Origin of the sequence: Desulfovibrio sp. SGI.102 (assembly GCF_050314315.1) — a bacterium.
Classification (GTDB): domain Bacteria; phylum Desulfobacterota; class Desulfovibrionia; order Desulfovibrionales; family Desulfovibrionaceae; genus Desulfovibrio.
This window is the reverse complement of record NZ_JBNPNC010000009.1, coordinates 27459-49991: the sequence shown is the minus strand read 5'-3', so window position 1 is coordinate 49991 and position 22533 is coordinate 27459. Positions and strand designations below refer to the sequence as shown.

The 22533-nt window shown below is 64.7% G+C and carries 25 protein-coding genes and 1 pseudogene; 14 read left to right on the top strand and 12 right to left on the bottom strand.

Annotation, left to right across the window (positions count from 1 at the left end; translation table 11 throughout):
- Window positions 1–10 precede the first annotated feature (10 nt).
- From ACQRCJ_RS03795 to ACQRCJ_RS03785, 3 genes are read right to left on the bottom strand one after another with little or no spacing between them, the layout of a single operon-like run.
- Complete coding sequence (locus tag ACQRCJ_RS03795) at window positions 11–904, bottom strand: hypothetical protein (RefSeq protein ID WP_168934797.1); 894 nt, start codon at window positions 902–904, stop codon at window positions 11–13.
- Window positions 886–2115 (bottom strand): bifunctional phosphopantothenoylcysteine decarboxylase/phosphopantothenate--cysteine ligase CoaBC, encoded by a 1230-nt coding sequence (gene coaBC / locus ACQRCJ_RS03790; protein WP_204674047.1) that lies wholly within the window; start codon window positions 2113–2115, stop codon window positions 886–888. Before coaBC ends, ACQRCJ_RS03795 begins: the two co-directional genes overlap by 19 nt.
- Complete coding sequence (locus ACQRCJ_RS03785) at window positions 2112–2780, bottom strand: hypothetical protein (RefSeq protein WP_168934795.1); 669 nt, start codon at window positions 2778–2780, stop codon at window positions 2112–2114. Before ACQRCJ_RS03785 ends, coaBC begins: the two co-directional genes overlap by 4 nt.
- A gap of 205 nt (window positions 2781–2985) precedes the next feature.
- On the opposite strand from ACQRCJ_RS03785, the gene queA reads away from it, so the two are divergent.
- The 5 genes from queA to ACQRCJ_RS03760 all read left to right on the top strand — a co-directional run bounded on the left by queA (window position 2986) and on the right by ACQRCJ_RS03760 (window position 6909).
- Window positions 2986–4098: a tRNA preQ1(34) S-adenosylmethionine ribosyltransferase-isomerase QueA gene (queA, locus tag ACQRCJ_RS03780; RefSeq protein WP_303956171.1), complete on the top strand. Its 1113-nt coding sequence runs from the start codon at window positions 2986–2988 to the stop codon at window positions 4096–4098.
- Window positions 4099–4253: 155 nt separating this feature from the next.
- On the top strand, window positions 4254–4475 hold the full coding sequence (locus ACQRCJ_RS03775; protein ID WP_040369735.1) for a 4Fe-4S dicluster domain-containing protein: 222 nt from the start codon (window positions 4254–4256) through the stop codon (window positions 4473–4475).
- Window positions 4472–5560 carry a 3-methyl-2-oxobutanoate dehydrogenase subunit VorB gene (vorB, locus tag ACQRCJ_RS03770; RefSeq protein ID WP_006007400.1) on the top strand — a complete coding sequence of 363 codons (1089 nt, stop codon included), beginning with the start codon at window positions 4472–4474 and terminating at the stop codon, window positions 5558–5560. The genes ACQRCJ_RS03775 and vorB overlap by 4 nt, the downstream gene beginning before the upstream one ends.
- A 1-nt stretch (window position 5561) precedes the next feature.
- Window positions 5562–6377 (top strand): thiamine pyrophosphate-dependent enzyme, encoded by an 816-nt coding sequence (locus ACQRCJ_RS03765; RefSeq protein ID WP_168934792.1) that lies wholly within the window; start codon window positions 5562–5564, stop codon window positions 6375–6377.
- A complete protein-coding gene (locus ACQRCJ_RS03760) occupies window positions 6370–6909 on the top strand; it encodes a 2-oxoacid:acceptor oxidoreductase family protein (RefSeq protein WP_168934791.1) in 540 nt (179 codons plus the stop codon). The genes ACQRCJ_RS03765 and ACQRCJ_RS03760 overlap by 8 nt, the downstream gene beginning before the upstream one ends.
- A gap of 299 nt (window positions 6910–7208) precedes the next feature.
- Here ACQRCJ_RS03760 and ACQRCJ_RS03755 read toward each other — a convergent pair whose 3' ends face one another.
- From ACQRCJ_RS03755 to ACQRCJ_RS03740, 4 genes are all read right to left on the bottom strand, one after another.
- Complete coding sequence (locus ACQRCJ_RS03755) at window positions 7209–7706, bottom strand: DUF805 domain-containing protein (protein WP_168934790.1); 498 nt, start codon at window positions 7704–7706, stop codon at window positions 7209–7211.
- 86 nt (window positions 7707–7792) lie between these two features.
- On the bottom strand, window positions 7793–8356 hold the full coding sequence (locus ACQRCJ_RS03750; RefSeq protein WP_427799371.1) for an adenylate kinase: 564 nt from the start codon (window positions 8354–8356) through the stop codon (window positions 7793–7795).
- 148 nt (window positions 8357–8504) lie between these two features.
- Window positions 8505–9692, bottom strand: a complete 1188-nt coding sequence (proB, locus tag ACQRCJ_RS03745; RefSeq protein WP_168934788.1) for a glutamate 5-kinase — start codon at window positions 9690–9692, stop codon at window positions 8505–8507.
- 151 nt (window positions 9693–9843) lie between these two features.
- Complete coding sequence (locus ACQRCJ_RS03740; protein ID WP_297140232.1) at window positions 9844–10281, bottom strand: MerR family transcriptional regulator; 438 nt, start codon at window positions 10279–10281, stop codon at window positions 9844–9846.
- Between the two features lie 140 nt (window positions 10282–10421).
- Between ACQRCJ_RS03740 and ACQRCJ_RS03735 the strand changes: the two genes are divergently transcribed.
- Entirely contained in the window at window positions 10422–10847 is a 426-nt protein-coding gene (locus tag ACQRCJ_RS03735) for an ester cyclase (protein WP_303930969.1), read from the top strand.
- A 58-nt stretch (window positions 10848–10905) separates the two neighbouring features.
- Window positions 10906–11547, top strand: a pseudogene (locus tag ACQRCJ_RS03730) (phosphatidylserine decarboxylase family protein); the annotation flags it as partial.
- Between the two features lie 430 nt (window positions 11548–11977).
- On the opposite strand, the gene ACQRCJ_RS03725 reads toward ACQRCJ_RS03730, so the two are convergent.
- From ACQRCJ_RS03725 to rplU, 4 genes are all read right to left on the bottom strand, one after another.
- Window positions 11978–12403 carry a hypothetical protein gene (locus tag ACQRCJ_RS03725; RefSeq protein WP_427799370.1) on the bottom strand — a complete coding sequence of 142 codons (426 nt, stop codon included), beginning with the start codon at window positions 12401–12403 and terminating at the stop codon, window positions 11978–11980.
- Window positions 12404–12483: 80 nt separating this feature from the next.
- A complete protein-coding gene (obgE, locus tag ACQRCJ_RS03720; protein WP_204674038.1) occupies window positions 12484–13587 on the bottom strand; it encodes a GTPase ObgE in 1104 nt (367 codons plus the stop codon).
- Between the two features lie 139 nt (window positions 13588–13726).
- Entirely contained in the window at window positions 13727–13999 is a 273-nt protein-coding gene (gene rpmA / locus ACQRCJ_RS03715) for a 50S ribosomal protein L27 (RefSeq protein ID WP_040369732.1), read from the bottom strand.
- Between the two features lie 56 nt (window positions 14000–14055).
- On the bottom strand, window positions 14056–14364 hold the full coding sequence (rplU, locus tag ACQRCJ_RS03710; protein WP_006007380.1) for a 50S ribosomal protein L21: 309 nt from the start codon (window positions 14362–14364) through the stop codon (window positions 14056–14058).
- A gap of 366 nt (window positions 14365–14730) precedes the next feature.
- Here rplU and ACQRCJ_RS03705 point away from each other — a divergent pair, with 366 nt between their 5' ends.
- The 7 genes from ACQRCJ_RS03705 to ACQRCJ_RS03675 all read left to right on the top strand — a co-directional run bounded on the left by ACQRCJ_RS03705 (window position 14731) and on the right by ACQRCJ_RS03675 (window position 20586).
- A complete protein-coding gene (locus tag ACQRCJ_RS03705; protein WP_427799369.1) occupies window positions 14731–16269 on the top strand; it encodes a class I SAM-dependent RNA methyltransferase in 1539 nt (512 codons plus the stop codon).
- A 284-nt stretch (window positions 16270–16553) separates the two neighbouring features.
- Entirely contained in the window at window positions 16554–17030 is a 477-nt protein-coding gene (locus tag ACQRCJ_RS03700; protein WP_427799368.1) for an AtpZ/AtpI family protein, read from the top strand.
- An 11-nt stretch (window positions 17031–17041) separates the two neighbouring features.
- The gene (locus tag ACQRCJ_RS03695; RefSeq protein ID WP_239463801.1) at window positions 17042–17458 is read left to right on the top strand and encodes a hypothetical protein; all 417 of its coding nucleotides are present in this window, start codon (window positions 17042–17044) and stop codon (window positions 17456–17458) included.
- A gap of 40 nt (window positions 17459–17498) precedes the next feature.
- Window positions 17499–18203: a F0F1 ATP synthase subunit A gene (gene atpB / locus ACQRCJ_RS03690; protein ID WP_040369730.1), complete on the top strand. Its 705-nt coding sequence runs from the start codon at window positions 17499–17501 to the stop codon at window positions 18201–18203.
- A gap of 87 nt (window positions 18204–18290) precedes the next feature.
- Window positions 18291–18614 (top strand): ATP synthase F0 subunit C, encoded by a 324-nt coding sequence (atpE, locus tag ACQRCJ_RS03685; protein ID WP_006007371.1) that lies wholly within the window; start codon window positions 18291–18293, stop codon window positions 18612–18614.
- Between the two features lie 378 nt (window positions 18615–18992).
- A complete protein-coding gene (locus tag ACQRCJ_RS03680; protein WP_072336188.1) occupies window positions 18993–19637 on the top strand; it encodes a redox-sensing transcriptional repressor Rex in 645 nt (214 codons plus the stop codon).
- A 370-nt stretch (window positions 19638–20007) separates the two neighbouring features.
- Window positions 20008–20586, top strand: coding sequence for a nitroreductase family protein (locus ACQRCJ_RS03675; protein WP_168934781.1), 579 nt, complete (start codon window positions 20008–20010; stop codon window positions 20584–20586).
- 376 nt (window positions 20587–20962) lie between these two features.
- Here ACQRCJ_RS03675 and ACQRCJ_RS03670 read toward each other — a convergent pair whose 3' ends face one another.
- Entirely contained in the window at window positions 20963–22522 is a 1560-nt protein-coding gene (locus ACQRCJ_RS03670; RefSeq protein ID WP_371926099.1) for a cobyrinate a,c-diamide synthase, read from the bottom strand.
- Window positions 22523–22533 lie beyond the last annotated feature (11 nt).

Here is a 22533-nt window from a genome sequence, read left to right as displayed (position 1 = left end):
GGCGTTGTTTTCAGCGTCTGGAGATCTGTTGCAGCGCCCGGCGCACAAAGGCCAGCATGGCCGCGTAGCGCTGCGGTTCATCAAGAAGGAATTCCACGTCCCAGAGCACCCAGACCAGCGTGCCGCGATGCCGCAACTGCTGGAGGGGGCGCACCCCGGCGGGCAGCCCCAGGGCGCGGGCCGCCACGGAGCCCATGACCACCACGGCACGGGCATGCAGGGCCTGCACGCCGGACCAGAACACGTCGGCATTGGGCTGGTAGCGGGGCCTGTCCTCCCCCTCGGCCGGGGCCGGGGAGGCGGGCATGGCGTCAGGATCGGGCAGACAGGCGGGCCAGAAGGTGCTGGTACCCGCCGGATAGGCCAGATCCTGCATGAGACGGCGGAAAAAGGCGCTGCGCTGCGCCTTGCCCGGGGCCTGCGCTTCGCAAAGGTCCGGGCCGAGGTTCCAGTAGGTCCAGACCACTCGTCCCTGCCGGGTGCGCGAAAGGCGCTCCTGCCAGACGGCGGGCCAGACGTGGGGCGGCAGGGGCCGCCAGCTCCTGACCGGTGCGGCGGTCTCCGGGGCCTGTTCCGCGGCTTGCGGACGGGCCGGACGCCGCTGTTCCGGGGCGGGCGCTGCGGGAGCGGGAGAAGCCACGGGGGCACCGCCCTGCCTCACGGCCTGTGCCGGTGCGGCGGACGCACTGCCCTGGCCTTCCTGCTGCAGCTGGGAAGGCAAAGGACGCACGGGACGGGGCGCCCGCGGGGCCGCAGGCTGCGGACGGCGCACGGGCGCGGCCGGGACGGCGTCCGGCATGACGCACAGGGAGAGCTCCGGGGGCAGATCCTCGGGCATGAGCAGCCAGTCGAGGCCGCGTGCCTGCCAGGGGGCCGCCAGCGGGTTTACAGGCGCAAAAGCCACGAACAAAGATCCCAGGCCACGTCGGCCTTGCTCTGGTTGGGCCAGATCTCTTCATGGCCGGTACGGTCCACCACGGCCATGCTGTTGGTGGCCGCGCCGAAGCCGCTGTCGCCGCTGTTGACGCGGTTGCCCGCCAGCAGATCGGCGTCCTTGCGGGCACGCTTGCCGCGGGCCAGCTCCAGCAGGCTGTCCATGTCGGGCGTGGTCTCGGCCGCGAAGCCCAGCACTTTCTGCCCTTCCCGCCGCTGGTGCGACAGGGTCCGCAAGATGTCGGGATTGGCCGTGAAGCGGATGCTGAAGCCGTCCTGCCGCCCTTCTTTCTTGAACTTCTGCGGGCCCAGCGGTTCGGGCGAAAAGTCCGCCACAGCGGCGCAGAACAGGCCCATGTCCATGCGGGGCCAGCAGTCGGACGCGGCCTCGAACATCTCGCGGGCACTGCCCACGCCGATGCGCTCCACCCCGGCGGGCAGGTCGGGGCAGCCGGGCCCGCACACGGCCGTGACCTCGGCCCCGCGCAGCCAGGCGGAGGTGGCCAGCGCCGCACCCATGGTGCCGCTGCTGGGATTGGTCCAGTAGCGCACGCCGTCCCACTTTTCGCGGGTGGGGCCCATGGTCAGCATGACGCGCTGTCCCGCCATGTCCTGCGGCGAAAGGGCACGCAGGGCGGCCAGAAAAAGATCCTCCACCGGGGCCAGACGGCCCTGGCCGGTATCGCCGCAGGCCGTGCCGCCGCAGCCGGGCACGACGACCCGGGCCCCGCGCCGCCGCAGGGTGGCCACATTGTCCTGGGTGGCCGGGTGCCGCCACATGCGCGGGTTCATGGCCGGGGCCACCACCAGCGGCCCGTCAAAGGCAAGCGCCTGCGCCGAGAGCATGTCCGACGCCGCTCCGGCCGCCAGACGCGACAGGGCGTCGGCCGAGGCCGGGGCCACCAGCATGGCCTGGGCCCGCTGGCCCGGCTCCAGATGATCGAAGACCTCGTCGCCCTCGAACATGCGGCCATAGACCGGCATGGCGCCCAGGGCCTCGAAAAGCAGGGGCGTCACGAAACGGCGCGCGCCGTCGGTGAGGGTGACGGAAACGTGGATGTCCAGGGCGTGCAGGGCGCGCAGCAGATCCAGCGCCTTGTAGCAGGCGATGGAGCCGCACACGCCCAGATGCAGACGCTTGCCCGCGAAACGGCGGCTGTTGTGGAAGGGCGACGCGCTCACAGCAGACGCTCCTGCAGACCGCTGCCGCTGCTGCCGCCCGAAGAGGAGCCCCAGCCCCCGCTGTTGCCCACCGGAGGCGGCGTGCTGCCGCCGTCGGGCGTCTCGAAACCGCCGCCCGTGGCGGGCCCGTTGCTCTCGAAGCCGCCGCCGGAAGCACCGTCGGAGCTGCCGCCAAAGCCGCCGAAACCGCCGCTGTTCTGGCTGCCTTCACCGCGCAGGGGCAGGAGGTTCAGGGAGGAACCGTCGGCCATCTTTTCCGAGACCCAGATCTCGGCCACGCAGCTGTAGACCGTCTGCGAATACAGGCTGATCACGGCAAGACGGTTGCCGTTCTCAAAGGCCAGCATGATGCGGTCGGCCTTGCGCAGGCTCATGCGCACGTTCCAGCCCGCCCCCTGCATGTTGTTGAACAGGCTCTGCGCCACCTGCATCCGGTCGGCCTGACCGTACGCGGTCTCCATGCCCTGGGGCTGGCCGTCGCTGCCGGTGGTGCGGGCGCAGTGCTGCGTGGAAAGTTCCATGCCCGCAGGCAGACTGATGCCCAAAAGCTGGCTGTTTGCGGCGGTCGGCGTGGATTCAAAGGGGTTGCTGATGCCCAGGTCCGCGCAACCGGCGGCGCTGGCCAGGAAGACCCCAAGGATCAAGGTGACAAGTAGGCGTCGCATTGGCTATACTCCTTCAACTGTCGTCCGGAAGGCCGGACAGCCCGAAAAGGATAGCCTCTCCGGCACGGACTGACAAGCGTCTCTCCGGCTGCCCGGCTGCCCCTCCCCCTGCGGGGCGGGCATGGAAAACGGCATCGCCCGGCCCTGTCCGACGGCAGATGTTGCGGCCGCCACGCGGCCCGAAGAGAAGTGAAGGAAAAGACCCATGCCGCCTGTTTTCGTTTCCGAAGATGATTTTCTGCTGCAAAACTATACCTACGAGCTGCCTCAGGAGCAGATAGCCCAGTATCCGCCGGAGCAGCGGGGCACGTCGCGCCTGCTGACCATGCGCCGCAACGGCGCTCTGGACCTGGAGCACCACATGTTCAGCGACCTGCCGGACTGCCTGCCCGAAGGCTCCCTGCTGGTGGCCAACAACTCCCGAGTGCTGCAGGCCCGCCTGCTGGGCAGCCGCAGTACCGGCGGCAAGGTGGAATTCCTGCTGCTGACGCCCCTGCCGCTGGTGCGGGCCGCCGCCACGCCCGTCAAGGGCCGTGAGGACACCTGGAGCGCCGAGGTCAACGGCCTGGTCCGTTCCGGGGGCAGCGTGCGCGAAGGCGAGACCCTGCACTTCGGCGCGGGCATCAGCGTGACCATCCTTGAATGCGGCACCTTCGGCCACCGGCGTGTGCGCATGTGCTGGAAGGGCGACGTGGCCGACGCCTTTGCCGCCACCGGGCACATCCCCCTGCCGCCCTACATCAAGCGTTCCGACGCCGAAGAAGATTCCAGCCGTTACCAGACCATCTACTCCCGCGAGGAGAAGACCGGTTCCGTGGCCGCGCCCACGGCGGGCCTGCACTTTACCGACGAGCTGCGCGAGACCCTGCGCCGGCGCGGCTTCCAGTGGGCCGAAGTGACGCTCTATGTGGGCTACGGCACCTTCAGCCCCGTGCGCTGCGAAGACATCCGCAACCACCAGATGCACCGGGAATACGTGGAACTGCCCGAAGAGACGGCCAACGCCATCGCCGAGGCCAAGGCCCGGCACCGGCCCGTCATCGCCGTGGGCACCACCTCGGTGCGCACGCTGGAAGGCGTGGCCCAGGTCTGCGGCCGTGCCCAGCCCTTTGCCGGCTGGACGGACATCTTCCTCTACCCCGGCCGTCCCTTCCGCGTGGTGGACGGGATCATCACCAATTTCCACCTGCCCGAGTCCTCCCTGCTGATGCTGGTCTCGGCCTTCGCGGGCCGCAAACGCATCCTGGAAGCCTATCAGGAGGCCGTGAAGGAAGGCTACCGCTTCTTCTCCTACGGGGATGCCATGCTCATCCGGTAGGAATTTTTTGCGGCTGCCCGGCTTTCCGGTACGGACGGAGCCGGACGCATCCGCAACCGGCCCTTCGGGGCATGATAAGTATCAACACCGCATGGTGCGGCACCCTGTGGCAGGATGCCGCGCCATGTGCAATCTGTATCGATCAGGGGAACAGCATGTCGCGAATTGTTTTTCTGGAAGAACGCTGCAAAGGCTGCGGCCTGTGTGTAGCAGTCTGCCCGGCGCACATCATTCGCCCCTCGGGACGGTTCAACCGCCAGGGCTATGAGGTGATGGAAACCGAAGGCCGCTGTACGGGCTGCGCCTCCTGTGCGCTCATGTGCCCGGACGTGGCCATCCGTGTCTTCAAATCCCAAAAAACGGAGAAGACCGCATGAGTCACGACCGCATTCTCATCAAGGGCAATGAAGCTGTGGCCTTTGGCGCCCTGGACGCCGGCTGCCGCTGCTATTTCGGCTATCCCATCACGCCGCAGAACGAGATCCCCGAGACCATGTCCCTCCGGCTGCCCGAATGCGGCGGCCAGTTCGTGCAGGCCGAAAGCGAAGTGGCCGCCATCAACATGCTGCTGGGCGCCGGCGCCTGCGGCATCCCGGCCATGACTTCTTCGTCCAGCTGCGGCATCTCGCTGATGCAGGAAGGCATCTCCTACATGGCGGGCAGCCATATCCCGGCCGTCATCGTCAATATGGAACGCGGCGGCCCGGGCCTGGGCGATATCGGTCCCTCGCAGGGCGACTACTTCCAGGCCGTCAAGGGCGGCGGTCACGGCGACCACCGCAACCTGGTGCTGGCCCCCTCCACCGCGCAGGAATGCTACGATATGATGTTCCGCGCCTTCGCCCTGGCCTTCAAGTACGCCAACCCGGTCATGCTGCTGGGTGACGCCATCGTGGCCCAGATCAAGGAGCCCGTGCGCCGTCAGCCCCCGGCCGACGCCCTGAGCCCCGAGGCCCTGGCCGAACTGGCCGCGCCCTGGCGCATGGAAGGCTACGGCAAGCGCGGCCCCGGCGCCAAGCCCCGTCTGCTCAAGTCCGTGTATCTGGCCGAAGGCGCCCTGGCCGCCCGCAACCGCCTGCTCATGGAAAAGTACGCCGCCATGCAGGCCGAAGCCTGCGCCGAATGCTGGAACACCGACGACGCCGAACTCGTGGTGGTGGCCTTCGGCTCCATGGCCCGCATCGCCCGCAGCGCCATCCGCAAGCTGCGCGAAGAAGGCCTCAAGGCGGGCCTGTTCCGTCCCAAGACGCTCTATCCCTTCCCGGCCGACGCCCTGCGCGCCCTGGCTCCGGGCCGCCGCTTCCTGGTCATCGAACAGAACACCGGCCAGATGGTGGAAGACGTGCGCCTGTCCCTGATGGGCGAGAACGCCAGGGTGGACTGGCACGGCGTCATGCCCGGCCTGTTCATCGGCGCCGATGCCCTGGAAGATCCCATCCGTCAGGCCTGCAAGGAGAACTAAGATGCACGCGCACGAACTTGAACAGGCCCTTGTGCCCCAGGATGGCGAGACCCTGGTCTTCGACACCAATCCCGTGCTCAACGAGCGCGTGACCCACTACTGCCCCGGCTGCCACCACGGCATCGCCCACCGCCTGGTGAGCGAGGTGCTGCACGAGCTGGGCGTGGCCGACAGGACCATCCTGGTGGCCTCCGTGGGCTGCGCCACCTTCACTTACGACTACTTCAACGTGGACGGCCTCGAAGCCCCCCACGGCCGTGCCTGCGCCGTGGCCACCGGCGTGCGCCGTGCCCGCCCCGAAAGCGTTGTCTTCACCTATCAGGGCGACGGCGACATGGGCGCCATCGGTCTGGCCGAGTCCATCCACGCGGCCAACCGCGGCGAGCTCATCACCGGCATCTTCATCAACAACACCGTCTACGGCATGACCGGCGGCCAGATGGCCCCCACCACCCTGCTGGGCCAGAAGACCACCACCAGCCCCCGCGGCCGCGACATGGCCCGCCACGAAGGCGGCCCCATCCGCATGGCCGAGCTCATGGCCCAGCTCTCTGGCGTGGCCTATTCCGAACGCTGCGCCCTGGACAGCGTCAAGCATGTGCGCGCGGCCAAGAAGGCCCTGCGCAAGGCCTTCGAAGTGCAGCTGCAGGGCCTGGGCTTCGGCTTTGTGGAGCTGCTCTCCGGCTGCCCCACCAACTGGCATATGGACCCCGTCAGCGCCAACAAGCGCATCAGCGAGGCCATGATCCCTGTATTCCCTCTGGGCGTCTACAAAGACGTGACCGCCCAGGCCGAAAGCGAGGTGCAGCATGGCTAAGTATCAGGACGTCATCATTGCCGGTTTCGGCGGCCAGGGCGTCATGCTCATCGGCAACCTGCTGGCCCAGGCCGGTATGGAACACGGCCTCGAAGTGAGCTTCATCCCGGTCTACGGCGCCGAGATGCGCGGCGGTACCGCCAACTGCACCGTGGTGCTGGACGAGCATCCCGTGGGTTCGCCCCTGGTCAACACGCCCCGCTCCATCATCGTGCTCAACGAGCCCTCGCTGGCCAAGTTCCAGCCCCGGCTGCATCCCGACGGCGTGCAGATCGTCAACGCCTCGCTCATCTCCGAAGGCCTGCTGGACGGCAAGCACCGCACGGTCTACATCCCGGTCAACGACATCGCCCACGAACTGGGCAATGTGAAACTGGCCAACATGGTGGCCCTGGGCGCTTGGATCAAGGCCACCGGCGTCCTGCCCCTGGAAGCCGTGCAGGAAGCCCTCAACCGCGTGGTCAGCGCCCACTATGCCAAGCTGATCCCGGTCAACGCCAAGGCCCTGCAGGCCGGCTACGACTTCGCGTAACGAACTGGACGGGGGAAGGGGCCCCCTCTGCTCGCGCGAGAGCGGTCCCCTTCCCCCGTACCCCCATCCCTCCCCAGCGCGCTTTATCAGGGCCCACGTCCCGCCAGATGGCGGGCCGCGGGCCTTTTTTTGATGACAGGCAAAAAAGTCGATGCGCAAGATGACGGATGGCCGCTCATGGGGCCGCCCGGCCATTGCGGATATTGGGAGCTCGCACAAAGATGCGGGGCCCGTGCGCCATAAAAAAAGCGGAGCCCGAGGGCTCCGCTTCATCATGTAAATCGAAGAGGAAAAGATGGTTAGTTTTCTTTGGCCGCCTCTTCCTCGTCCGCAGCGACCGCGGCCTTCACGCACGGCGCCGGGCCGTACTTGTTGGGGCCTTCCTGACCGCTGGCGAAGCAGAGGAAAAGCAGCAAGGTACCGGTGACGAACAGCCAGCCGTAGTGCAGATAGAGCATGTAGTCCGAAAGGTGCCCTTCATTGTTCATGTAGTTGGAAAGGCCGAACATGGGCAAAATGACGGTGATGGTCAGCCAGACCGTCCAGATGCCGCCGGGCAGGTTCAGGTCGTGCAGACGGCGGATGCCCACAGAGCTGAGCGGGATCATCAGCAGGGCCCAGAGCATGCCCACGATCATGGGCGAGGTGAACCACACGGCCAGCGCCCCCAGCACCAGAAAGAACAGCAGGAACCAGATGAACTCGGCCCGGCAGCTGCGACCGTAGCAGCGGGCGAATTTGCCGAAGCAGGCGGCGATGGCCGCACCGGGTTTCATGACAGTTGTTTTGCCGGACATGGTCCCTCCTTGATGACAGAGAGCAGTGATTGCAGGATGCCTCCATGCCCTGCCTGCTGGGGCAGCGCACGGGAAAAAAGACTTCATTATCCCGCAACGGCATCGGCCTTGGGCGCTGCCGTATGCAGGAGCCGCCGTATCATTTCGATATCCAGGGCATAGTCTTTGTCCATCAGAATGTACTTATAGGAATGCAGGATGCACTGCCGCAAATTGCGCCGATTTCCCTCAAGCAGGCTCTCAGGCGCAGGACATGCTTCCTTCCTGTTTTCGCTCACGCTTTCATACCTGGCTATGTCCGCATATCGTTCTTTGATGTAGTCCTCGCTGAACACGAGGCAGACATAGGCAATTTCTTTTCTGTACTCGTCCGGGAAATCATCTTCCCAGCCAAAGGGGATATAGCATCCCTCGATGATCATGTTCTGGCGGTTCTCTATGCATGTCTTGATCATCTCCCTGACGATGGGCCACAGGTAGCGTGTGAGCTCGGCATCATCGCTTTCAGGAGACAGCGCGCACTGGCCGCTCCTGATGAGCCCCATCTTCAGGTGATCCAGCGACAGGCAGGGATAGCGGTATGCCTCCAGCAGCTTCTGCGCCAGCAGGGTCTTTCCCGTATGGGTCTCCCCTGCGATCAATATGACCATCGCTCACCAACTCCTGAGGATCTGCCCGTCTTCCGGGCTCCTCCGCCCAAGGAGGGAAGCCGCTCCGGCTCCCGCCGCCGGGCCAAGCCCCGCTCTTCAGCGCTGCATGCCCTACGGATACGCCCTGCCGCCCGGCAAACGCCGCTGCCTAGATGGCGGCATCCATGAGCAGGTTGTCGCGGTGGATGACCTCGGGATAGTGGGCATCGCCCAGGATGGCGGCCACCTCATGACGCCGCAGGCCCATGATCTTGCGCAGGTCCGCCGCGCTGTAATTGGACAGGCCCACGCCCAGACTGGCGTGGCTGTCGCTCTCGCCCAGACGGGCCACGCGCACCAGTGCGCCCTTTTGAAAATTGCCCAGCACCTGACGCACACCGCCGGGCAGCAGGCTGCTGCCCTTGCTGAGCAGGGCCTCGGCCGCACCGGCATCCACCAGCACCGTGCCCGCCGGATCGGACTGGTAGGCCAGCCAGAACTTGCGCCGCGGGATGGCGTGTTCCTCGGGACGGACCCAGGTGCCCACGGCCTCACCGGCAAAGGCGCGCGCCAGCACGTCCGCTTCGCGGCCGGGCAGGATGAGGGTGGGCACGCCCAGCTGGGCGGCGCGGCGCGCGGCCTGCAGCTTGGAGTACATGCCGCCGGTGCCCACGCTGGTCTTGCCGCCGCACATGCGGCCCAGATCGAGGCCCGCCACGTCCTCCACGCATTCCAGGATGCCCGCGTCGGGCACTTCCTGCGGATTGGCCGCGTAGACGCCCGGAGCCGAGGTCAGGTTGATGTAGAGGTCGGCGCCGATGAGGTTGACCAGCAGGCTGGCCAGACAGTCGTTGTCGCCGAATTTCAGCTCGCTGACCGAGACCGTGTCGTTCTCGTTGACGATGGGCAGCACGCCCCAGTCCATGAGCTCGGCGAAGGTGTTGCGGGCATTGAGGAAACGCTGGCGGGCGCGCAGGTCGTCGCGGGTGAGCAGCACCTGCGAGGTGGGGAAATCATAGGCGCGGAAGACTTCGTCCCAGGCGCGCATGAGCTGCCCCTGTCCCACGGCGGCAGCCGCCTGACGGGCGGACAGGCCGGAGGTCTCGCCGCTGTGGCCGTGGGCGCGCAGGACGGCGCGACCGGCCGCCACGGCCCCGGAAGAGACCAGCACCAGACGGCGCTCATGCCCGTCCGGCGCGGTGCGCAGGGCGGCCATCTGACGGGCCAGGCTTTCCAGCACGGGCGTGCTCAGCCCCTGGGCATCGGTCAATACCGCACTGCCCACCTTGATGACCACCACACGGGCACGGGCCAGCGCCTGTGCTTTTTCCTGTCGCCAATCGGCCTGTCTTTCCATGATCGCTCCTAACAAGGGCTCTAAAAAATTCCTGTCCGCCTCCGGCGGACGCCGCCTGACCATAGCCCAAAGCACGACAAACAGCCAGCGTGCAGACAGTTCGTGTCTTCCCGGCAGAAGAGCCTGTCTTCTCCCCGCTTCTTATGCCCTTTCAGGAAGGATCATGCGAGAACTTCGCATAATCGGAACAGTCAGGGCACGGCGCCCCCAAGGTCTCAATGATCCTGTCCCCTTTTTCCCGGCTGCCGGTCGGGTCGGCGACCAGCTCGTCCAGCTTGCGGAGCAGGGCATCCAGCGAGGCTATCTGGGCTTTTATGTTCTTCCTGTGGGATTCGATGATGGCGACGATATCCCCATCATGAAGGGCGCTGCCATCATCCTTGATCGACAGCAGCTTTTCAATGTCGGCAAGCGACATACCGTGGTTGCGGCAATGGCGGATGAAGCGCAGGCGCTCCAGATCGTTCTGATCGTAGATCCTGTAGTTTGCCGCCGTGCGTTTCGCGTTGGGCAGCAAACCGATCTTTTCATAGTAGCGGATGGTGACCGCCGGGCAGCGGGAAATTTTTGCGACCTCTCCTATCCTCATGTTCACCTCCTCGACGTGCAGGGGACGACATCGTACGAAAAGTGCTTGACTTTATAGCTGCTATAAGGATTAGCGTCAATTCAGACCTCCCGGAAGGATACGCGGATCCGCACTGCCAACATCCAGCAAGGAGCATATCCATGTCCCCTGAAGAAAACAAAGCTGTCGTTAAAAAGTTCTACCAGCTCATCGAAGAGAACAACTATGATGCGCTGAAGGAGCTGTGCCACCCTGATTTCCGTTTCTACTCCCAGATAGACCATCCTCTTTCGGTTGATGAGTTCATCCGGCAGGAAAAGAACCATATGGACGCCTGCCCGGGCTTTACCATGCGCATCCACGACATGTTCGCGGAAGGCGACAAGGTGGCCTGCTATCTGGTCTATGAGGGGGTCCACACCAGACCTTTTCTCGGCCTCCCGCCCACGAACAAAAAAGTTCGCTTTTCCCTGATGTTCATGATCACGCTCAAGGACGGAAAATTCCTTGAAAAACTGGCCCACTATGACGGCGCCGACATCCTGAGACAGCACGGGATGGACATTTTGTGTCCGTCACTCGTGTAGCCTGACTGCGGGAGGCCTCCCTGCCCGCGCACGGAGGTCTCCCCCTGGAGACATGCTCATGAAACATCCCCAAACCGGCATATGCAGGGAAGGGTGCCCCTTCCTCGCCCTCGTCGCGTTCAGCGCGCTCCTGTTCGCCCTCCTGGGGCTCTGGCTCCCGGCCCTGGCCTTCCTGCTCGTGCTCTGGCTGTCCAGCCATTTTTTCCGTGATCCTGAACGGGTCTGCCCGCAAGAGGAGCACTGCGCCCTCAGTCCGGCCGACGGCAGAATCGTGCGCATCGAGCAAGCCGACGAACCGTTCACAGGGGAGCGGCTCACCCGCATCAGCATCTTCATGAATCTTTTTGACGTGCACGTGAACCGGATGCCGGTCGATGCCCGCATCGAGGACATCCGCTATTACCCCGGCAAATTCTTCAACGCGTCCCTGGACAAAGCCTCCCGGGATAACGAACGCTGCGCCTATGCCCTGAAGGCCGATGACGGGAACTTCGTCATGGTGCAGATCGCGGGCCTCATAGCCCGGCGCATCGTCAGCTATGCGGAGCCAGGCGATATGGGGAAAAAAGGGGAACGTATCGGCATGATAAAGTTCGGCTCCCGTGTCGATCTCTACCTTCCTCCGAACTACGCGCCCCGTGTCGTGGTGGGACAGAAGGTCTTCGCCGGTCAAAGCATCGTGGCAATACGCCGGCAGCCTTGCAGCGCCCTGCCCTCGGAAGACAGGAAAATGAGCCTTTCCCCCGAAAGTCTGCCCGTCAACGAAGCGAGGTAAGGGCCCAAGGCCTGTGATCCCGCTTGGTGCCAACACGCCGGGCCCCTGCCGTTCCCCGCATCCACAGTGATGCCGGACAGGGCTGCATGAGGAGCACATGCAGGAGATTTATCCATACCTATGGCGGTATGGTCTTCCCGCCAAAGAAAGGCCACAAAAAAAAGGACGCCGGATATATCCGGCGTCCTTTTTTATTTCTGCGGTCCGGGGCAGGAGAGTATCAGACGATGCCCGTCACCTCATGACGGATCGGCGGGCCCTTCGGCCTTTGCCAAAGATGTCCGGGGCTTGCCCGCGCTATCGGAAAGCAGGCCAACATGGCGGCCCCGCCCTCATAAAACACTGGGGTACGGGACTACTTGTAGAACTCCAGCGAGTCCACGATGCCCTGCAGGGCGGGATGGCCGGTACGGCCCACGATGCTGGCCACGCCGTGCATGCCGTCGAAGGTCCAGAGGCAGACCTCCAGCGGCAGATCGCCCGCCATGCCCTTGAGGCCGTAATAGTTGCCGTTCTGCGCCACACGGGCGGCGTGCAGCTTCTGCTCGTAATCGGCCGACAGCTGTTCCGGCGTCATGGTCCCGCTGGCGGCAGTGACGATGGTGACGCTCACGGATTTGTCCGGGGCCACCAGCACCACGCCTTCGCTCACGTCCGGCACGGCGGTCACGGTCCAGCCCTCGGGGGCGACCACGCGGAAGGTCTGCTTCTCCACAGGGGCGGCCAGGGCGGTGGCGCACAGGGCCAGCAGCAGGAGGCAGGACAGAAGGATATGTTTCATGCTTCTCCTCCTGAGTGACGAAAAACGGGGCAGGAACGCGGCCTGCCAAGCGGCGGTCCCGCATCCCTGCCCCGCACGCATCACTCGCGGGTGTAGATGACTTCGATGTCCTCGAATTCCTCTTCGTCCACGTTCTCGGCTTCCACGAAGTGGTGCAGGGGTTCGTGCACCTGCACTTCGTCGCGCAGCTTCCAGAGCGCGGCCACCAGATCCTCGATGCCGATGCCGTCACGGGCCGAGATGAAGAAGACCTCGCGGCCGTCGGCGCGGGCGCGGGCCCGCAGCTCTTCCAGACGCTCCTCGTCCACCAGGTCGATCTTGTTGACCACCTCGATCTGGCGACGTTCGGCCAGTTCGGGGTCGAAGCGGCGCAGCTCCTCGTTGATGAGCTCGAAACCGGCCCAGGGATTGTCGTCGCTCACGTCCTCGATGCTGAGGATGTGCACCAGGAAGCGGGTGCGCTCCACATGCTTGAGGAAACGGTGGCCCAGGCCCTGGCCTTCGTGGGCGCCCTCGATGAGGCCGGGGATGTCGGCGATGACCATGCGGCGGTCAGGATCGTATTCGTCGATCATGACGCCCAGATTGGGCGTCAGCGTGGTGAAGGGATAGGCCGCGATCTTGGGCCGCGCCGCCGAGACCTGCGAGATGAAGGTGGACTTGCCCGCATTGGGCAGGCCCAGCAGGCCGGCGTCGGCCAGGATCTTCAGTTCCAGGCGCAGTTCGCGTTCCTCGCCGGGCTCGCCGGGCTGGGCGAAACGCGGGGCGCGCATGGTGGACGTCTTGAAATGCTCGTTGCCCATGCCGCCGCGACCGCCCTGGGCGGCCACCACTTCCATGTCGGGCTCGCGCAGGTCGGCCAGCAGGTATTCCTCGCCCATCTCGTCGCGGGCATAGACCAAGGTGCCCACGGGCAGGCCCAGGATGAGGTCATCGCCCTTGCGGCCGTTGCACTGGCTGCCCATGCCGGGCTGGCCGTTGCGGGCCTCGTACTGGCGCTTGAGGCGGAAGTCATAAAGGGAAAGCAGGCGGCTGTCCGCCTTGAGGATGACGGAACCGCCCTTGCCGCCGTCACCGCCGTCCGGCCCGCCGCGGGGCACGAACTTTTCACGCCGGAAAGACACGCAGCCGTGGCCGCCCTTGCCGGCCCGGACCTGGATAGTAGCTTCGTCCACAAAACGCATGAAAAATCTCCCGGGTGTCACCACCCTGATCTTCGGGACGCCTTGCGGGCGTACCGCAGGCCGCAGGGGCCTGAAAAAAGCAAAAAAGGGAAGAAGCCCTGCGGCCTCTTCCCTTCAAAAATCACGCCTTGCCGCGCCGTTATTCGGCAACGGGGGCTTCCACATGCACGCGGGTAAGCACGCGACGCTTGCGGATGTACTTTTCAAAACGCACCACGCCGTCAACCTTGGCGAACAGGGTGTAGTCCCTGCCCATGCCCACGTTGGTGCCGGGATAGATCTTGGTGCCGAGCTGACGCACGATGATGTTGCCAGCCAGCACGTTCTGGCCGCCAAAGCGCTTCACGCCGCGTCTTTGGCCCGCACTGTCGCGGCCGTTACGCGAAGAGCCGCCTGCTTTCTTATGAGCCATGGTATACTCCTTACAAGGCAGATTGCCGTGCGTCCCCGCAGGGACACGCCGTCAAGCTAGCCGTTAATGCTTTTGACGCGGATGGTGGTGCAGTCCTGACGATGACCGCGCAGCTTGCGCGAGTCGTTACGACGCCAGCGCTTGAACACCATGACCTTGGCGCCGCGGCCCTGTTCCACCACTTCGGCGGTCACGGCAGCGTTTTCCACATAGGGAGCGCCCACTTTCACGTCGGCGCCGCCAAGCATCAGCACCTTGTCCAGCTTGATTTCGCTGCCGGCTTCGCCAGCGAGCTTTTCCACAACGATCTTGGAACCTTCTTCGACGCGGTACTGTTTGCCGCCCGTTTCAATAATAGCGTACATGCTCTTAAACCTCCGAAAAGAGAGAGGCCTGTTTGCCTCATGCTACAAGAAAAGTCAAGTGATTTTTGTTCTTGGCCGCGCCACAGGCCACGCATCCTGTGGTGGGACGCGCGGTAGTCGGGGCCAGACAGAGGCGTAGGCCAGTTGCGTTGCATAGCACAGGAAGCGGCGGGAGGCAATGCTTTTTTGCCTTCCGCCGCTTTTTTTCCGCGCCGGACGCGCTTTTCCCGCCGCAGAGGGACGGCTGTCCCCCTTTGCTCCGCCCTGCCGCGCATTGCCAGCCCGGGGCAAAGCCGCTACAAGAAAGATCATCGTGCCGCAGGCCTCTCCGGCCTGTTCCCCGCCACTCCAACCCCCTGTTCCGCCATGACCGATGAGATCGTTTGCCGTATCGACACCCTGAGCCACGACGGCCGCGGCCTGCACCGCCCCGAGGACGGCGGGCCTGTCATTTTCGTCGCGGGCTCCCTGCCCGGCCAGACGGTACGGGCCCGCATCATCCGCCGCCAGAAACGCTTCTGGGAGGCCCAGCGTACGGCGGTGCTGGAGGACGTGGCCCTGGCGGCGGACACCTGTCCCCACGGCGAGGATTGCGGCGGCTGTCCCTGGCAGCGCCTGCCCTATGCGGCCCAGCTGCGCTGGAAAGGCCAGCTGGTACGCGATGCCCTGGAGCGCATCGGCGGTCTGGGCCGTGATGCGGCCCTGCCCCTGCGGCCCGCTCTGGGCTCCCCGGAACAGCGGGCCTTCCGCAACAAGATGGAATTCGCCTTCGGCCCTGCCGACGGCAGCGGCCTGTGCCTGGGCCTGCGCCGACGCGGCGGCCTGCGGGTGCTGCCGGTGCCCGGCTGCGCCCTGCCGCCCGGCGAGGGGCTGGAGCTGGTCACGGCCTGCGCCGATCTGGCCGCCCGCAGCGGCCTGCCCGCCTATGTGCCGCCGCGCAGCGCCGCCGAGGAAGGCCGTCTGCGGCCCCGGGCGGAAAAGAATCGCGGGCGCCGCCCCCGGCGGGAACGTCCGGCTACGGAAGACTGCGGTTTCTGGCGCTTCCTGGTGGTGCGCTACGGCTGGCCCGATCCCGCTCCGGCACAGGCCGCCGCGGACGATGCCCCGGGACGCCGCTGGTGGCTCACCTGCGTCACCAGCCCGGGCACGGCGGAACAGCGCCGTACCGTGGCCCGCATGGGCCGGGCACTGCTGGACGCCTTCCCGCACATCCAGGCCTTCGTCCATGAGGAACGTGCCACCCCTGACGCTCTGGTGGCCGGAGAGACGCGCGTGCTCTGCCTCGACCGCCGGGGCGAGGCCCTGCCGGACGACGGGGCGCCGCTGTATCTGCCCCTGGGCGGCCGCTGGTTCGGTATCGATCCCGCATCCTTTTTTCAGGTCAACAGCCGGGCCGCCGAACTGCTGGCCGCCACGGCCGTGGATCTGCTCCTCTCCCCCCAGGCGGGCGTGACGCCCCGCCGTCTGCTGGATGTCTATTGCGGTGCGGGGGCTCCTGGCCTGCTGGCCGCGGGACATTTCGACGAGGTGCTGGGCATGGAATACGACCGCCGCGCCGTGCTCCTGGCGGAGCGCAATGCCCGCCGTTTCGGCTTCGGCCATTGCCGCTACGAGGCCGGGGACGCCGCCCGCCTGCTGACGGCCCTGGCCCGCAAGCACGGCCCCGGGCACTGGGATCATGCCCTGCTGGACCCGCCGCGCGGCGGTGTGGCCCCGGAAGCGCTGGAGGCCCTGCTCCATCTGGCTCCGGAGCGCCTGGTCTACATCTCGTGCAACCCGGCTACTCTGGCCCGCGATGCCCGGATGCTGTCCGCCGATTATGAGCTGGTGCAGGTGACGCCCCTGGACCTCTTCCCCCATAGCCCGCACGTGGAAAGCGTGAGCTGCTGGCAGCGTCGCGCCTGAGACGGCCCCCTTTTGCCGGTGTCGCACGGTACGGATTTTTGACGCTTCCGGGGTTTTTGATCCTTTTTATAAAATATGTCAGATAGTTAAAAAACAATTTATTTTTCAATAAGATAGAGCAACCCTTCACAAGGTCTTCCGGACGGGGAGCCGGTGCAAATCCACAAATTGCATTGACGCAGCGATGCCATTGTGATAATTTGTACATTGACACGGCTTCAGGGGGTGCAAAGGATTTTGCGATCCTCACCCGCCCGTCATCACAGCCGAAGGCAGGAGAAAACGTGTCACTGAAGGACATTTTCAAACAGCAGAGCAAGGGCATGGAATCCCTTGCCACCACGGGCACCATCGGCATGCATATGGTGAGCGGCCCGCTGGTGGGTTTCGCCATAGGCTACGGACTCGACGCCTGGCTGGAGACGGGTCCCTGGCTGAAGCTGGTCTTCCTGGTCATCGGGATCATCGCCGGCTTCATGAACGTCTATGAGGATACCCAGCGCCTGCTGCGCAAGATGTCCCGCGAAGAAGAACAAAAACGTGCCGAAGCCCTGGCCGACAGGCCGGAGCGCGTCACGGTGAAGAAAAAAACGGTCGTCCCGGACAGCATCGCCCGGGCCTGTGCGGCGGAAACCGCCGCCGTCAGCCGGGAAACCGTCGGCAGGGCCCCCACGGCGCAGCTGCGCAACGGCACGACCAGCCCGGAAGCCCCCGAGGGCGAAGGCACGAAGACCGGCGGTCACGACCGCAATGACGGATAATGTTGGGACCCTTGCTGAAAGATATTGACAACTGGCTCTGGCGTCGGGGTATAAGTCATCCGGTCATTCTGCCGCTGGTGCGGAATTTGATTTTGTTTACCGGCATTTGCCTTGGGATGGGCGGCGTCGGTTATGCGCACATGCCCGGCCTGTTCTGGTTTGGCGTGGGCGCGGCAATGATTACTTGGACTTTTTGGGGATTGGCCCGCTTTTTCTTGCGGCAGCCCCTTGGTGAATACAGTACGGCGTTCCTGCGCGTGGTGCTCTTGCGCTGGGGAGGCAGACTGGCCGTACTGGCCGTGGTGACCTATGTGGCCCTTGCAGTGTGCGGGGCGCCGCTGACGGCCCTGCTGGGAGGGTTGGCCGCCGCCACGGCATTGGCGCTCATTACCTACGCGTGGGCAAGCCGCGCGGCCGGAAAGCGCTAGCGCCGGATTTTTCACCTTAACCGAGCAGGAGGCATGTCTCATGGCTGGTGGTTTGCCGCATCCGGTATTACTCTCCACGTTCTGCAACATGGACCAGATCACGATCGGCGGACAGGTGGTGGAATTCAAACATGTCTTCTACTCCTGGGTCTGTATGGCCGTGCTCTTCGTGGTGGCCTATCTCGTGCGCCGTCGCCTGACCCTGGTGCCCGGAGGCATGCAGAACTTCTTTGAAGCTCTCATCGACACCATCGAGAACTTCATCTGCAACACGATGGGCGAGGCCGGCCGCCGCTTCGTGCCGCTGCTGGCCGGTATGTTCATCTACATTTTCGGCATGAACCTGCTGGGCCTGATCCCCGGCTTCGACGCCCCCACGGCCAACCTGAACACCACCGTGAGCATGGCCCTGTTCGTGCTCGTGTTCTACAACGCCCTGGGCATCATCCGCTGGAAGGCGCACTACGTGCACCACTTCACCGGGCCCTCCAAGTTCCTCATCCCGCTGATGTTCCCCCTGGAGATCGTGTCGCACCTGTCGCGTCCCGTCTCTCTGTCTCTCCGTCTTTTCGGTAACATCCGCGGTGAAGAAATCGTTATGGTGCTCTTCTTCATCATGGCTCCCATCCTGGGCACCATCCCGATCTACGCCCTGTTCCTGCTGGGCAAGACCATGCAGGCCTTTGTGTTCTTCATGCTGACCATGTTCTACATCAAGGGCGCCATCGAGGCCCCGGAACATTAATCAGCCCGCTGCCCTTGCGGCAGCCCCGAATATGTGGGGAATGGTCGGAAACGACCCAACTTATACAAACTGTTGAAGGAGTGTCACATGCGCAAACTTCTGATGATCGCCCTGAACACCGTGGCCCTGCTGGGTATGGCTTCCATGGCTTTCGCCGCCAACCAGCTTGATTCCGCTTCCCTGGGTTACACCTGCCTGGCCGCCGCTCTCGGCATCGGCATCGCCGCTTTCGGTTGCGGTATCGGTATGGGTCTGGGCCTGAAGGGCGCCTGCGAAGGTATCGCCCGCAACCCTGACGTGAGCGGCAAAGTGACCGGTACCATGATCCTGGCCTTCGCCTTCATCGAATCCCTGGCCATTTACGCCTTGGTTATCAGCTTCATCCTGCTGTACGCCAACCCCTATGCGTAGGCCGTCCAGGCAGTAATGCTGCAACGGGGGGACTTCGGTCCCCCCTTTTTTTTGGTCCTGCGCAGGCCGTGGTTGTTCGCCCCTTCACGGAATTATTTCACAATATAACAAAATGTCTTTTTTCCTGCGGACCGGCCTCAACCCCGGGTGCTGAAAGGACATCCCTAAACTTTTAAAAATATTTTCTAAAATCCAACTTTTTTCCTTTTCCCCCATTCACACCGCCAGCAGACTGATTATATTGGCATATCATTTCGCCAGCCCGGGCATGCAAGGAATAAAGGTTGTATTTCCGGTGCTTGCGGATTCTTTTTTTTTCCAGTAAATTGAAAAGACTAAATTTCACAAAAGCATCACAAGCTTGAGCAGGTATTGATTATGCCCACGGAACCCAAAAGCAAACACATCCCCCGCGCCACGATCCAGCGCCTGGCCACCTATGTGCAGGTGCTGGAAAATTTTGCGCGCGACGGCGTTGAAGTCATCTCCTCCAACCCCCTGGCCGAAGCCTGCGGGGTCAACGGCTCCCAGGTCCGCAAGGACCTGGCTTACTTCGGCGAATTCGGCATCCGCGGCGTGGGCTATCACATAACCTCCCTTATTGCGGCCATCACCTCCTCCCTGGGGGTCGACCGTGAATGGCGCATGGCGCTCGTGGGCGTCGGCAACCTGGGCAAAGCCATCCTGAACCACGGTGAATTCCGCGCCCGCGGCTTCAACATCGTGGGCATCTTCGACTGCGACCCCTTCAAGATCGGCGAGATCGTCCACGGCCTGGAAGTGCACTGCACCAAGGATCTCAAGGCCATGGTGGCCGAGCAGAACATCGAGATCGGCATCATCACCACGCCGCCCGAACGCGCCCAGCGTGCGGCCCAGCACCTGATGGATGCGGGCATCACCTCCATCCTCAATTTCGCCCCGGCGCGCATCAAGACCCCGGACCATGTGCATGTGGAGTATGTGGACTTTTTCCACCATCTCTACGCCCTGGCCTTCGATCACACGAGCCAGCACCGCTAGGCCAGGCCGCCATGATTTTTCAGGGGGGACGCCCACAGGCGTCTCCCCTTTCTTGTCTTTGACCGCCCGCAGCAGGCCATACGCCAAGGTTCTCTGCATGGCGCCGTGCCCGAGAGCTGCGGACGGCACGATGGCTCCCCTACGGCCCTGCGCAGACAAATCCTCTCCCCCAGCTCCATTTATGTGACTGCAGGTCTGTTCGCCCTGCCCGCCAGCATTTCCCGGCCGTGCCGCCACATCGCATCCCGACCATGCCTTCCGCTTCGCCGCAGCCGCTCTGCCCACGGTAGACGCGTGCTCCGGCAGGTGCTATTTTTTTCTCCTCCCCGCCGGGCGATCCCGGCGATCCCTTCTCACCTGCGGAGCCCATATGGATTTCAAGCAACTGGCACTGGCGGCCCGTACCTGCCGCCGTTTCGAAGAAGAGCGTCCGCTGCAGATGGCGGATCTGGAATGGCTGGTGGACTGCGCCCGCCTGACCCCCTGCGCCCGTAACGCCCAGCAACTGCGTTACAGCCTCGTGGGCCCCGGCGAGACCTGCCGGCGTCTGTTCGGCATGACCAAATGGGCGGCGGCCCTCAAGGACTGGGGGGGGCCCTTCCCCGGTGAGCGCCCCACGGGCTTCATCGTCATGAGCATGCCCAAGAACGCGGGCGACCTGGTCTGGCTGGATACCGGCATCGCGGCCCAGACCATCCAGCTGGCGGCCTCCAGCCGTGACTGGGGCTGCTGCATGATCGCCTCGTTCGACCATAGCGGCGTGAGCGAACTGGTCCAGCTTCCCGACGACCTGCGCCCCACGCTGGTCCTGGGCCTTGGCGTGGCCAAGGAAGTGCGCCGTGTGGCCGACGTGCCCGAAAGCGGCGCCCTGGGCTACTGGCGTGACGCCGAGCAGGTGCACTATGTGCCCAAGCTGGCCCTGGACAAGCTCATCCTGAACCGTTTTTAGGAACGCACAGGACACACTGGGGGGAGCCCCATATCTCTGCTGCCGGGCCCCGCAAGACGCCTGCATCAACCATGGGCAGGCTCTTCGGGCTGCCTCCGGTCACCGCTCCCTTCCCGCATCCTCCGTTCCCCCACAGCAAAAAAGGCAGCGTTCCCGGAGCCAATATTCCGGGAACGCTGCCTTTTCTCTCATCAAAACCAGACAGGGCGAATTCCTGTCCGTTGATCGTACCCGCCGCAGCCCTGTCAGCAGGCCCGCCATATCCTGCGACGCCTCCTGATAAAAGTTTTTGGAAGGGAAAGGGGGGAGCATGAGGGGGGAGAGGGAGAACCTTTTTCCAAAAAGGTGTCCCTCTCCCCCCTCATAAAAACCTTTTCTATCCCCCAGTCCGTTCCTGGCGGTAGCAACGGGCCAGCTCCACGAAACGGGGGGCCCATCCGGGCACTGCCGGCGCAAAGATATGACAATAGGCGGCCCAGACCCGGCCGCTCACCAGACCATCCCGGCCGTGGCCCTCGGCATCGCGGCCCATGCCCGTGCCCTTGCGCAGGCGCAGGGCATGATCCAGACGGCCGCTGACGGCGGCAGGCTCGTGGCAGAGGGAGTAGTGGAACTCATGTCCGCGCAGGACAGAGCCCTGGGGGAAATAGGGATTGGGCAGCACCACGTCGGCCCGCACATAGCCCAGGCCCTGCGGCTTGGGACAGAAGCGGGTCTCCACGGGAAAGATGCCGCTCATGGGCCAGCGCTGCCCGTCACGCTCCAGAGCCGAAGCCAGGACCATGAAGCCGCCGCATTCGGCGTAGATGGGCAAGCCCTTGGCGGCCAGTGTACCCAGCCGGGCCAGATGCGGCGAAGCGGACAGCTCCCGGGCCCAGTCTTCGGGGAAACCGCCGCCCAGATACAGGCCGTCCAGCTCCGGCCACGCCGCGTCATCCAGCAGGGAAAGGCGTACCAGCTCCGCGCCGGCCCGGCGCAGGGCTTCGAGGTTCTCCTCATAATAGAACCACAGGGCCCGGTCGCGCACATAGCCGATGCGCGGGGCATCCGCCCGGGGGGACGTCCCAGCCCCGGCAGCGGGGGCCGGAGCCTCGGAGCAGACCACAGGCTGCCCTTCGCCGGAAGAGGCCACAGCGCCCTCGCCGGCCCAGGCGGCCTCGTCCCAGAAATCCGGCTCTTCGGGCAGAGCGGGCAGGTCATCGGCGATGGACAACACGCGGTCCATGTCCACATGGTCGCGCACCACATCGGCCAGTTTTTCCAATATCTCCTGGGCCTGCGGGCTCAGATCGTCACCGCACAGCAAGGCGAGCCCCATGTGCCGTTCCGGCAGGGGATTCTCCCGCAGGCGGGGGATGGCCCCCAGTACGGGCACGTCCGTGTAGGTGGTGATGGCCTCACGCAAAATGCCTTCGTGCCGGGCCGAGGCCACCTGATTGAGCACCACGCCCGCCAGACGCAGGCCGGGCTCGAAATTCCGTACCCCGGCCACCAGGGCAGCGGCCGTACGGGTCATCTTGGTACAATCCAGACTGAGCAGCACAGGGCAGTCCAGCGTGCGGGTCAGTTCGGCCGTGGCGCAGGAGCCGCGCACGTCCATGCCGTCGAAAAGGCCGCGGTTGCCTTCCAGCAGGGCCAGCCGGGCCCCGCTGCGCCCCATCACATGACGGAACAGGGCCCGCAGACGCGCGGGGGACAGGAAATAGGGGTCCAGATTGCTGGCCTGCCGTCCGGCCGCCAGCGAGAGCCAGGCCGCGTCGATATAGTCCGGGCCTTTCTTGAAGGGCTGGACGGCCAGCCCCTGCCGGGAAAAGGCCCGCGCCAGGCCCAGCGAGAGCAGGGTCTTGCCGCCGCCCCCGGACAGGGCGGAGATGCAGATACGGGCGGACGAGGCCCCGGTGCGGGGCGTGCGGGGATGGGAAGACACGGCGGGCATCCTTGGCTGAC

Excerpts from the sequence above, each read along its gene's own strand:
- ACQRCJ_RS03755 (WP_168934790.1), bottom strand. The coding sequence starts at position 7,706 with ATGTCCGGCAAAACAACTGTCATGAAACCCGGTGCGGCCATCGCCGCC.
- ACQRCJ_RS03680 (WP_072336188.1), top strand. The coding sequence starts at position 18,993 with ATGCCCACGGAACCCAAAAGCAAACACATCCCCCGCGCCACGATCCAG.
- ACQRCJ_RS03740 (WP_297140232.1), bottom strand. The coding sequence starts at position 10,281 with ATGAGGATAGGAGAGGTCGCAAAAATTTCCCGCTGCCCGGCGGTCACC.
- obgE (WP_204674038.1), bottom strand. The coding sequence starts at position 13,587 with ATGCGTTTTGTGGACGAAGCTACTATCCAGGTCCGGGCCGGCAAGGGC.
- ACQRCJ_RS03670 (WP_371926099.1), bottom strand. The coding sequence starts at position 22,522 with ATGCCCGCCGTGTCTTCCCATCCCCGCACGCCCCGCACCGGGGCCTCG.
- atpB (WP_040369730.1), top strand. The coding sequence starts at position 17,499 with ATGGCTGGTGGTTTGCCGCATCCGGTATTACTCTCCACGTTCTGCAAC.
- proB (WP_168934788.1), bottom strand. The coding sequence starts at position 9,692 with ATGGAAAGACAGGCCGATTGGCGACAGGAAAAAGCACAGGCGCTGGCC.
- atpE (WP_006007371.1), top strand. The coding sequence starts at position 18,291 with ATGCGCAAACTTCTGATGATCGCCCTGAACACCGTGGCCCTGCTGGGT.
- rplU (WP_006007380.1), bottom strand. The coding sequence starts at position 14,364 with ATGTACGCTATTATTGAAACGGGCGGCAAACAGTACCGCGTCGAAGAA.
- rpmA (WP_040369732.1), bottom strand. The coding sequence starts at position 13,999 with ATGGCTCATAAGAAAGCAGGCGGCTCTTCGCGTAACGGCCGCGACAGT.
- ACQRCJ_RS03775 (WP_040369735.1), top strand. The coding sequence starts at position 4,254 with ATGTCGCGAATTGTTTTTCTGGAAGAACGCTGCAAAGGCTGCGGCCTG.
- ACQRCJ_RS03760 (WP_168934791.1), top strand. The coding sequence starts at position 6,370 with ATGGCTAAGTATCAGGACGTCATCATTGCCGGTTTCGGCGGCCAGGGC.
- ACQRCJ_RS03765 (WP_168934792.1), top strand. The coding sequence starts at position 5,562 with ATGCACGCGCACGAACTTGAACAGGCCCTTGTGCCCCAGGATGGCGAG.
- ACQRCJ_RS03675 (WP_168934781.1), top strand. The coding sequence starts at position 20,008 with ATGGATTTCAAGCAACTGGCACTGGCGGCCCGTACCTGCCGCCGTTTC.
- vorB (WP_006007400.1), top strand. The coding sequence starts at position 4,472 with ATGAGTCACGACCGCATTCTCATCAAGGGCAATGAAGCTGTGGCCTTT.
- ACQRCJ_RS03750 (WP_427799371.1), bottom strand. The coding sequence starts at position 8,356 with ATGGTCATATTGATCGCAGGGGAGACCCATACGGGAAAGACCCTGCTG.
- ACQRCJ_RS03785 (WP_168934795.1), bottom strand. The coding sequence starts at position 2,780 with ATGCGACGCCTACTTGTCACCTTGATCCTTGGGGTCTTCCTGGCCAGC.
- ACQRCJ_RS03735 (WP_303930969.1), top strand. The coding sequence starts at position 10,422 with ATGTCCCCTGAAGAAAACAAAGCTGTCGTTAAAAAGTTCTACCAGCTC.
- queA (WP_303956171.1), top strand. The coding sequence starts at position 2,986 with ATGCCGCCTGTTTTCGTTTCCGAAGATGATTTTCTGCTGCAAAACTAT.
- ACQRCJ_RS03705 (WP_427799369.1), top strand. The coding sequence starts at position 14,731 with ATGACCGATGAGATCGTTTGCCGTATCGACACCCTGAGCCACGACGGC.
- ACQRCJ_RS03725 (WP_427799370.1), bottom strand. The coding sequence starts at position 12,403 with ATGAAACATATCCTTCTGTCCTGCCTCCTGCTGCTGGCCCTGTGCGCC.